This window comes from Thioalkalivibrio sp. ALJ1 (assembly GCF_000745395.1).
Taxonomy (GTDB): domain Bacteria; phylum Pseudomonadota; class Gammaproteobacteria; order Ectothiorhodospirales; family Ectothiorhodospiraceae; genus Thioalkalivibrio.
In genome coordinates this window covers 2,242,645-2,249,666 of record NZ_KN050684.1, presented here as the reverse complement: position 1 = coordinate 2,249,666, position 7,022 = coordinate 2,242,645, and the positions used below count along the sequence as shown (strand labels likewise).

General features: G+C 62.9%; 6 protein-coding genes. 5 read left to right on the top strand and 1 reads right to left on the bottom strand.

Translation table 11 applies throughout. The annotated features are described in order from the left end of the window. Position 1 precedes the first annotated feature (1 nt). The 4 genes from F462_RS12930 (at position 2) to F462_RS12915 (ending at position 3,651) form a co-directional block, all read left to right on the top strand. Positions 2-1,210, top strand: coding sequence for a flagellin (locus F462_RS12930; RefSeq protein WP_038054777.1), 1,209 nt, complete (start codon positions 2-4; stop codon positions 1,208-1,210). 194 nt (positions 1,211-1,404) lie between these two features. Then, entirely contained in the window at positions 1,405-2,766 is a 1,362-nt protein-coding gene (gene fliD / locus F462_RS12925; protein ID WP_038054775.1) for a flagellar filament capping protein FliD, read from the top strand. 38 nt (positions 2,767-2,804) lie between these two features. Next, complete coding sequence (fliS, locus tag F462_RS12920) at positions 2,805-3,218, top strand: flagellar export chaperone FliS (RefSeq protein ID WP_018140047.1); 414 nt, start codon at positions 2,805-2,807, stop codon at positions 3,216-3,218. A gap of 46 nt (positions 3,219-3,264) precedes the next feature. Continuing rightward, positions 3,265-3,651: a flagellar protein FliT gene (locus F462_RS12915; RefSeq protein ID WP_038054773.1), complete on the top strand. Its 387-nt coding sequence runs from the start codon at positions 3,265-3,267 to the stop codon at positions 3,649-3,651. Positions 3,652-3,852: 201 nt separating this feature from the next. Here the strand turns inward: F462_RS12915 and F462_RS12910 are convergent, their stop codons facing one another. Then, a complete protein-coding gene (locus F462_RS12910) occupies positions 3,853-6,063 on the bottom strand; it encodes a RelA/SpoT family protein (protein WP_038054771.1) in 2,211 nt (736 codons plus the stop codon). 99 nt (positions 6,064-6,162) lie between these two features. Between F462_RS12910 and F462_RS12905 the strand changes: the two genes are divergently transcribed. Further along, the gene (locus F462_RS12905; RefSeq protein ID WP_038054769.1) at positions 6,163-6,993 is read left to right on the top strand and encodes an alpha/beta hydrolase; all 831 of its coding nucleotides are present in this window, start codon (positions 6,163-6,165) and stop codon (positions 6,991-6,993) included. The last annotated feature ends 29 nt before the right edge of the window (positions 6,994-7,022 follow it).

Below are 7,022 nucleotides of genomic sequence, written 5' to 3'. Positions count from 1 at the left end.
CATGTCTCAGATTATCAACACCAACGTTCTGTCCCTGAACGCGCAGCGCAATCTGGGGAATTCCCAGGGTGCGCTGGCCCAGAGTCTGGAGCGTCTGTCCTCGGGCCTGCGGATTAACAGCGCCAAGGACGACGCGGCCGGTCTGGCCATTTCCGAACGTTTCAGCACCCAGATTCGCGGACTGAACCAGGCGGTGCGCAATTCCAACGACGGGATTTCGTTTGCGCAGACGGCCGAGGGCGCCCTGGGGACCGTGGGCGATGCGCTGCAGCGGGCACGCGAGCTGGCGGTGCAGGCGGCGAACGATTCCAACTCGGCTTCGGACCGTCAGGCGTTGAACGACGAGGTTCAGCAGCTGATGTCCGAGGTCTCGCGGATTGCCAACAGCACCGAGTTCAACGGTGGCCGTGTGCTGGACGGCAGTGTGCAGGACCTGTTCTTCCAGGTGGGTGCGAACCAGGGCCAGACCATCGCGGTGAGCGGCGTGGACTCGCGGACCTCCGAGCTCGGTACGACCGAAGCGATGTCCGGAACTCGGTTCAGCCAGGAGCAGATCGAAGCCGGCCTGGAGTTCTCGGGACTCTTTGTAATCGAGCTTTTGGACGACGGCGTATTTGCCGGCGATTCGATGACTACAACCTTTGCGGGAGTGACCTCGCTGGAGGGGTTGGCGCGGGATATCAACAGAGCGATCCAGGATGCGGCGGCTGGCAACAGCACCATTGCCGACGCCGGGCTGAGCGCGGCCCTGCGGGTGGATAATGCAGGCAATACCGGGGTTGTGATCAACGGGGCCTTTGGCGCCGAGTTCGATGTGTCAGATGGCATTGCTGTCACGGATTCGGACGGGGACCCGGTCGGTGGTCCGGTATTCGGGGCTCAGCTTGCGACCCAGGTGAACCTGATCGACATCGACGTGATCACCCGCGAGAGTGCGACCCAGGCGATTGGTGCGCTGGATGGTGCGCTGACCCAGGTGAACAGCCTGCGTGCGGAGCTGGGTGCGGTGCAGGTGCGGTTCGAGTCCACGATCGACAACCTGGGTGTGAGTTTCGAGAACCTGTCGGACGCGCGTTCGCGGATCCGCGATGCGGACTTTGCGACGGAAACGGCGGAGCTTACGCGGGCGCAGGTGCTGCAGCAGGCGGGTACCTCGGTGCTGTCGCAGGCCAATGCGGTTCCGCAGAACGTGCTGGCCCTGTTGCAGTAAGAAGTGGGACCGCTTGCGCCAGTCGTGAGCGCTGGCCAGGTCGCGATAGGCCGCATCCCACGACGTGCGGCCTTTTTGTGCTGCAGCGTCGAAGATTTTTCAAAGTAGGGGATCAAGATTTGCGCTAGGCTGTCGTTATAGAAGGTGTACGTGCACAGAGGCGGTCGAGACGTCGACCTGCGAGGAGCAATACGATGGCAATCAGTGCGATGGGTGTGGGGTCCGGCCTGGATCTGAACCAGATTGTAGGCGACCTGCTGAACGCCGAACGCGTTCCCAAGGAGGAGCGCTTCAATCAACGCGAAGAGCGTATCGAGGCGCAGATTTCGGCCTTCGGAAACCTGCGCAACGGGATCGAACAGCTCCAGGGTTCGCTGCTGTCTCTGTCCGGATTCGAACTGAATCAGACGGCCTCGATCTCCGACGAGAGCGTGGCAACCGTGAGTGCCGATGGCACCGCCGACAATGGCGCCTTCTCGCTGCAGGTGAACCAGCTGGCGCAGGCCCAGGCGCTCGCCACCACCGCAGGGGATTTTGCGGACGGTGATGCCGAGGTCGGGGCCGGGCAGCTGCAATTGCAGCTGGGGGATAGCAGCCCGGTGGCGATCAATGTCGAGGAAGGCGACACGCTGCGCGATGTGCGCGATGCCATTAACGAGGCCGGCGCGGGCGTGCGTGCGTCCATCGTTAACGATGGTAACGGCGCGCGGCTGGTGCTGAACGCTTCCGAGACGGGGGCGGACAACACGATCTCGTTGACCGCGACCGAGGACCCGGCCGGTAGTGGCCTGTCGCGCCTGGATGGCAGCAACCTGGTCGAGACGCGTGCGGCGCAGAATGCCGAGGCGGTAATCGACGGCGTGACCGTGACCAGCGCCACCAACACCCTGGACGACACCATCGAAGGCGTCACGATCGAATTGCAGGGCACTTCCGCGGCGCCGGCTACAGTCTCGGTGCGGGAAGATCAGAGCGCACTGCGAGAGGCTCTGCAGGGCTTTGTCGAGCAGTACAACACGCTGGTCGGACAAACCCGAGAACTGACGTCCTACAACGTGGAGGACGACGAGCCGTCGGTGTTGACGGGTGACAGTACCGTACGCGGCGTGCGCAGCCGCTTGAGCGAGGCCCTGCTGCAGCCGGCCGGAGTGCCGGATTCTGGGGTGCAGACGCTGGCCGAGTTGGGGATCGTCTCGAATCGCGATGGGACGCTGAATTTCGACACCAGTCGCTTTAATCAGGCGATGGATAACAACGACTTCGAAAGTATTTCGGAGGTAGTGCGTGAAGTCGGCGGGCGCATGGAAGAGGTCACCCGGACCTTCGTCGCACCGGATGGGCTGATCGGGAACCGTACCGACGGGCTGCGTGGCGACCTGGAGCGCATCGAACAGCAGCGGGAGCGGCTGGATGTCCGTCTCGAGCGCATGGAGAGCCGCCTCGTGGCACAGTTCTCGCGCATGGATACCGCCGTCGCGCAGATGCAGAGTACGGGTGACTTTCTGACCAGCCAGCTGGCGAATATGCCGCTGGCCCAGAACAATTCTCGTCGATAGTCGCCCCGATTGGGCGAACAGATAACGGAGAGCAACGCATGTACGGACCGGGCATGAATCGAGCGGTGAACCAGTACCGACAGTCGGGCGCGCTGGCCGAGGCTCAGGTAGCCGACCCGTACCGGCTGATCCAAATGCTCTTCGAGGGCGCGCTGGAGCGGATTGCCGTCGCCAAGGGTGCGATGCAGCAGGGCAATGTGGGCCTGAAAGGCGAGAAGATTGGCAAGGCGATCGATATCGTTGAGTCGCTGCGCGCGGTCCTGGATCACAAGCACAACCCTGAACTCTCCGGAAATCTGGATGCGCTCTATGAGTACATGAGCCGCCGCCTGTTGGAAGGCAATGCCCAGAACGATCCGGCCGCGTTGGACGAGGTGGCGAAATTACTCCGTGAGATCAAGTTCGGCTGGGATGAAATCCCGCCCGAACAGCGTCAGCGCAAGGCCGGGTGATGTTGAAGGTGTTGACCGAACCCCTTGCGCGTGCTGTCGTGCACTGATGACGCTGACACACGATTCCGATTCAGAAGCCGACAGCGCAACGCTGGAAGATGCAGTCGAAGCCGTCCATCGGCTAATGGCTCAGGCGGTTGAGGAAGAGAAATGGGACCGCCTTGAAGACCTTGACCTAAAGGCTCGCATACTGATCGATCGTGCTTTCAGTGCGGAGCCGGTCTCGCTTCGTGATGACAGCGGGCTGACCCTGCGCGAGGCGTTAGAAGCGCTTTCTCGCTTTTATCAGGAAACCTTGCCTGAGCTAGCCGACCGCCGCAGTAATGCGGGGCGTCAGTTGCGCGAGTTGCGGGCCGGGCGGCGGGGTACCGACGCCTACAAAAGCACGCGCCAGCACTCCATGCGCTCTGGGCCCCTAAAGCCCGGTGAGTGAACGGCATCCGAGTGCCGTATGGCGTTTCTCTATGGCGTTGGCCATAGCCCCGATCAACGGTTCGCGTTGAGGGGACGCCTGACCCCGTCGTTCCTGCCGACTTCCCCAGCGTTATAACCTTTATCCCGGACCGAAGGCACGAGGAGGCGAAGAGCCATCGTGTTGAGGTGCGCGTGTCGGTTGGTGAATGCGCTCCCTGAATCAGACACCGTGGTTGGCGCGACGGACGGTTTGGACGCTGGGGAGGGATTGGAGGCGGTCGAAGAGGTTACTGAGTTCGCCGAGGTCGCTGTATTCGGCTTCCAGTTCCATGCGGACGCTGCGATCGTCGCGGTCAGTGCGGGTGTTGACGCGGAGCAGGTTGATGCCGCATTCGGAGAAGGCGCTGCCGACCTCGCCGAGCAGGCCGGGGCGGTCATGGGCTTCCAACTCGAGCGTGATGAGTTCGCTTTCAGGCTCGTCGCCCCAGGATACAGGGATCAGGCGGCCGCGCTTTTCGTCCGGCAAGTGAAGGATATTGACGCAGTCGCTGCGATGGACGGAGACGCCCGCACCGCGAGTGATAAAGCCCACGATGGAGTCGCCAGGGTGCGGATCGCAGCAGCGCGCGCGGGTGGTCAACAGCCCGCCAACGCCGCGGATTCGGATGTCGTCCTGTGGCTCGCGTGGCCCCTGCGGTGCTGTGCGCGTTTCCTGCTTCGGTGTGGCGGGTTGTCCTTCTGGCTCCGCCGCCGCTTTTGCTCGGGACTCGCGGAGCTGTTGGGCGATCCGTCCGGCGATCTGTGCGGTGGTGATGTCACCAGCGCCCAATGCGATCAGAAGCTCTTCGAACGTCTGATACTTCATCGCGCCTGCCAGGGCGTCTCGGTCAAGATCGGCGCCGCAGCCAAGGCGATGGCATTCGCGATCGAGCAGATTCTTGCCGGTGGCGAGATGTTCGTCCTGGTGTTGTTGCCGAAACCACGTGCGGACCTTGGAGCGGGCGCGGGCGGTATTCAGATAGCCAAGGTTGGGGTTGAGCCAGTCACGGCTGGGCCCACCCTCGCGCGTGGTCAGTACTTCCACGCGTTCGCCTGATTTGAGACGGTAGGTGAGGGGTACGATGTGGCCGTCCACCTTTGCGCCGCGGCAGCGGTGGCCGACCTCGGTATGCACGGCGTAGGCGAAATCCAGCGGCGTCGCACCCTGGGACAGGTCCAGAACTTCGCCCTGGGGGGTGAGCACGAATACACGCTGATGCAGGGGCTCGCTCTGGATCTCGTCCAGCAGGTTCTGGTCGGAGCTTTCCGCCGATTCCAGCAGCTGGCGCAGGTTGGCAATGGCGCGGTTGAGGGCCTGATCCTCGCGCCCGCCTTCCTTGTAGCGCCAGTGGGCGGCGACCCCGAGCTCGGCGAAGTCGTCCATCTCGCGGGTGCGGATCTGCACTTCGACGACCTTGCCCTCGGGGCCCACCACGGCGGTATGGAGCGACTGGTAGCCGTTGGCTTTCGGATTGGCGATGTAGTCGTCGAACTCGCTGGGCAAATGGCGCCAGTCGTTATGCACGATACCGAGCACGGTATAGCAGGTCGCCAGCTGTTCGACGATCACGCGGGTGGCGCGTAGGTCGTAGAGTTCGGAGAGCGAGGTCCGCTTGCGCTGCATCTTCTTCCAGATGCTGTAGATGTGCTTGGGCCTGCCAAATACACGAGCTTCGATCCCTTGGGTCTTCAGGCGGTCCTGAAGGGTTTGGGCGAACTGTTCGACGTAGGTCTCGCGCTCGGTGCGGTTTTCCTCCAGGCCCCGGGCGATATCCCGATAGGTTTCCGGCTCCAGGATTCGCAGGGCGAGGTCTTCCATTTCCCACTTGAGCTGGCCGACGCCGAGCCGGTTGGCAAGTGGAGCGATGACATCCAGGGTTTCCTGGGCCAGGACGCGAGCGTTGTCATCTGGTTCGCGCACCAGCAGTCGAAGGTGTTGGACGCGGAACGCCAGCTTGATCAACACGGCACGCACGTCGTCCACCATGGCCATCAGCATTCGCCGCAGGCGTTCCGCCTGCTCGGGGCGACCGGCCGGAGTTTCAAAGCGCCGCCGAACCAACGCCGCGACGTTTGTCGTCAGCCGGGCAATGGCCGTTCCGAAGCGCTGCTCGAGCTGGGCAGGCTTAAGCGCATCCGCGAGATAGACCGGTACCAGCAGCGTTGCAATCAGCGTTTGGCGATCCACGTTGAGGTGGCGCAGGATCTCGGCCACATCCAGAGGGTGCGACTCGAGGCCGGAGGTCTCCACCGTTTCGAGGGCCCGATCCAGTGCCTCGGCCAGTTGTTCGCCGGAGGCGTCTTCCAGGGGTTGATGGCCCGCGAAGTGTCGCAGCAATGCATCTCGGTCGAGCCCCTGGAGATCCGTGTTGGTCAGCAGCGAATGGCGCATGAAGGTTGTCTTCGGAGCGAAGGGAGAGTCGTATTGTACGGAACCCCGAAGCCTGGCGAGTGGCTTGCGAAGGAGAATGGCGGCGGTCAGGATCGGGGTATGGTCAATCTGTTCAAGATTCTGCTGCTCTTGGGGCTAGGCTACGCCCTGGTGGTCGGGCTGATGTTCGTGACCCAGGACCGCCTGGTGTATATGCCCTCCAGCACGATTTCCGGTACACCCGAGCGCGTGGGGCTGGACTATGAAGATGTTCACCTCACTGCGGAGGATGGTGTGCGCCTTCATGGCTGGTTCCTGCCCGGGCCCAATGATGATTCGCCGGTACTGCTTTTCCTGCATGGCAACGCCGGCAATATCGGGCATCGGCTGCACTCGCTGCAGCAGTTCCACGAGCTGGGCATGGCGGTATTGATTATCGATTATCGCGGCTATGGGCGAAGTGCCGGGCGCCCTGATGAGCAGGGGACCTATGCCGATGCGCGTGCAGCCTGGCGCTACCTGGTAGAGGAACGCGCATTCCCGTCTGAGGCGGTAGTCCTGTTCGGGCGCTCGCTGGGTGCGGCTGTAGCGGCGGACCTGGCGACGGAGGTGCAGCCGGGTGCGGTGATCCTGGAATCCGCGTTTACCTCAGCGGCGGACCTGGGTGCCCGCCACTACCCCTGGCTACCCGTTCGGGCGTTGCTGCGTCACCAGTACGACGCCCTGGACCGTGTGGAAAGGATCAAGGCACCCATTCTTCTGGCCCACAGTAGAGAAGACGAGATTGTCCCCTTCAGTCACACCGAAAGGCTGCAGGCTGTAGCGCCGGATGCCCGGGTACTGGAGATGCAGGGTGGTCACAACGACGGGTTTTTAGCCACTGGCGAGGCCTACATCGAGGGACTTCGCACGTTCTTGCAGGAAGCGGGGCTCTCACTTGCCAGCCCCTGAGAGGTGTCATGAACGGGGCCCGTGTCTCC

Excerpts from the sequence above, each read along its gene's own strand:
- F462_RS12915 (WP_038054773.1), top strand. The coding sequence starts at position 3,265 with ATGACGCTGACACACGATTCCGATTCAGAAGCCGACAGCGCAACGCTG.
- fliS (WP_018140047.1), top strand. The coding sequence starts at position 2,805 with ATGTACGGACCGGGCATGAATCGAGCGGTGAACCAGTACCGACAGTCG.
- fliD (WP_038054775.1), top strand. The coding sequence starts at position 1,405 with ATGGCAATCAGTGCGATGGGTGTGGGGTCCGGCCTGGATCTGAACCAG.
- F462_RS12930 (WP_038054777.1), top strand. The coding sequence starts at position 2 with ATGTCTCAGATTATCAACACCAACGTTCTGTCCCTGAACGCGCAGCGC.
- F462_RS12905 (WP_038054769.1), top strand. The coding sequence starts at position 6,163 with ATGGTCAATCTGTTCAAGATTCTGCTGCTCTTGGGGCTAGGCTACGCC.
- F462_RS12910 (WP_038054771.1), bottom strand. The coding sequence starts at position 6,063 with ATGCGCCATTCGCTGCTGACCAACACGGATCTCCAGGGGCTCGACCGA.